The 2740-nt window shown below is 48.7% G+C and carries 2 protein-coding genes; both read left to right on the top strand.

The annotated features are described in order from the left end of the window. Positions 1-191: 191 nt before the first annotated feature. Positions 192-935 carry a phage antirepressor N-terminal domain-containing protein gene (locus WAZ62_RS11315; RefSeq protein ID WP_422643630.1) on the top strand — a complete coding sequence of 248 codons (744 nt, stop codon included), beginning with the start codon at positions 192-194 and terminating at the stop codon, positions 933-935. A gap of 857 nt (positions 936-1792) precedes the next feature. Beyond that, a partial coding sequence (locus WAZ62_RS11310) for a type I restriction-modification system subunit M (RefSeq protein WP_422643629.1) occupies positions 1793-2740 on the top strand: 948 nt, incomplete at its 3' end.

Raw genomic sequence — 2740 nt, 5'->3', positions numbered from 1 at the left:
ACTCACCACCACCTGAATTTATAGAAAAATATCGTGGATATGGGGCCCCAATTATGAGCCGCTTTGAGAGGAACGGAGCGATATTTATTAAAACATGCTGAATGATAAAGATTAAGAAATTAAAGATATTAGCCCTATGGGCAAACAGAAGCAGCAACTGTGAATTTGCTGCATACACAAGGAGGTAGATTATGACGAAGGAGAGAAAAGTCGGCGTGAAGGAAGTCAACGTGAAGGAACAAGTGAAAGGGAAAACAAAAGGTAAATCCCGTGCTGTAGAGGGGGCGCTTACGGCAACGGAAATGAGGCGCAGACGAGGTGTAGTAGTGCCGTTAGAAGGTCTATACCCAGAGTGGATTTATTGCAAGGGTAGCAAGATATGGTATTGCGTGGAAAAGAAACGCATGTGGGTCAACTTGAAATCAGTATGCCACGCCCTGAAATTGGATCCAGCACCCCATATCAAAAGGATTATGGAAGACCGGAGATACAAGAAAGGCGTTCTTAAGCGCAGATATACTAGCGGGAAAGAATACGAAGAAGTCCATCTTCCTGCGGAAATGATGACGGCCTGGCTGTTTACCATCAGTACTCAGGATGTAGATCCAGTGAGGAGGAAAAAGCTCATCTCCTATCAACGGTGCTTGTGCAAGAGCATTATTTACTATGGGGCCGACTACAGTACGCGCATACTACAGGATGAGGATATACGGACAATGAAGAAAGTAAAGCATCTTTGCGAGCAGATTGAAAAATTCGCAAATGATCTGCGAGACTATTGCGAGGATTTCAAGCTTATTAGAGGGGAGATAAATTCCATGCAGGCGAAGGAGGGTCAGACAAGAACTCCTGTGTCAGAAGCAGGACTTGAGAGTCCGCCCAAATTTAAACAGAATCTTTTTTTAGAAGCTCTTAAGATACAAAGGGGAAAGTAATAACAAAGTCCGGTAAGATATACGTCGATAGTCGATGTGTGTCTCGGGCTAACAGAGGAGAAGAGAAATGGGAAATCAGGAATCGCAAGTCGGCCTTCAAGAAGGAAGTAAAACTGAAGGGGTCGTGCCGTCGAATGTAGCCGATGCTGACGCACAGACGGTACCGCCTGTGAAGCGTAAGAGGGGTCGCCCACGCAAAATCAGGCCGGAGGAGGCTATGCCTTCACAGGTAAGTATTCAGGACGCCGGAAAGGAGAAGGTGATAAACAGGTAACAATAGGGAGAGTAGGTCGGATCAGAGTGCACCTGATTCGGCTCATGCCCTCAATATCAGTACATGTCATAAAGGATCGACCCGCCGTAAAATAGGATTAGGTGTGGTGATATCACCACACGTGCGGATATCCGCACGGGTAGACGCTGATCGCCGGAAAATCCGGCTGGCATTCTGTTTTCACCAATTATGGTGTCCAAAAGGGGCGTCTCCCTCATGTGACCATCCACCCCCCCATGACCAACTCCCCTCGGGGAAGCTGGCCAGCTAACCGGGTCACTACCCGGTCTCTACCCGGCCTCTACCTTTTTATATATACTTATGGGTTAATGTTTTACATATATACGGCGGTATAATTCACCATGCCCCCCCTTAAAATTGCCATGTCTAAGTACCGGGTACGTGGAAATTACCCCCAAGGTAATCAGCGGAAAGGAGAGCGGTAGGACGTAAAATGTCCGAAGTACCATGTCAATTTGTCTTGTATAGAGAATCTGGAAGTTCAATTGTGACGGCTCCCTGTTGAATACGAGGGTGCATGTGCTATTTTTTAGTTTACTAATCCGTACACATAGGAATTCTTATGGACCAATCTACCCACAATAAAATCGTCTCCTTCATCTGGGGTATAGCCGACGATGTACTCCGCGACCTCTTCAAGCGAGGTAAATACCCTGATGTAATCCTCCCGATGTGCGTACTGCGCCGTCTTGACGCCGTGCTTGAACCCACAAAGGAAGCCGTCCTGGAAACCAAGAAGATGCTGGACAAGGCCGGAATCACTGAACAGCGTGCAGCCCTCTGCAAGTCTGCCGCCCAGGCGTTCTACAATACCTCCAAGTTTACTCTGCGCGACCTCAAATCCCGGGCCAGCCAGCAGCAGCTCAAGGACGACTTCGAAGCCTATCTGGACGGTTTCTCCCCAAACGTCCAGGACATCCTGGAGAACTTCAAATTCCGCAACCAGATATCTACCCTCTCAAAGGCCGATGCTCTTGGCACCCTCATATCGAAGTTACTTGATCCTGAAATCAACCTGAGCCCAGACCCAGTTCTCAACAGCGACGGCTCGGTGAAACAGCCCGGCATGGACAACCATTCAATGGGCACTGTCTTTGAGGAGCTTGTCCGGAAGTTCAACGAGGAAAACAATGAGGAGGCCGGTGAACACTGGACTCCCCGTGATGCCGTAAAGCTCATGGCTAATCTCATTTTCCTTCCGGTGTCCAAGCAGATTCAGTCAGGAACATATCTGCTCTATGACGGTGCTCTCGGAACCGGTGGAATGCTGACAGTAGCTGAGGAAACGCTGCAGGAGATTGCAGGTGGCCAGAAAAAGCAGGTCAAGACACATCTATATGGTCAGGAGATAAATCCTGAGACTTATGCCATCTGCAAGGCCGACATGATCCTGAAGGGAGAAGGCGAAAGCGCTGACCACATAGTAGGCGGGGCCGAGTGGTCCACCCTATCTCATGACGCCTTCCCATCACTGGACTTTGATTTCATGCTTTCCAATCCTCCGTACGGC

Source organism: Zavarzinia sp. (assembly GCF_049306435.1).
GTDB lineage: Bacteria > Pseudomonadota > Alphaproteobacteria > Zavarziniales > Zavarziniaceae > Zavarzinia.
The sequence above is the reverse complement of the archived record's forward strand: the minus strand, read 5'-3'. Positions and strand labels throughout refer to the sequence as shown.

What these genes read in the sequence shown, in the direction of transcription:
- WAZ62_RS11315 (WP_422643630.1), top strand. Translation starts at nt 192, where the DNA reads ATGACGAAGGAGAGAAAAGTCGGCGTGAAGGAAGTCAACGTGAAGGAA.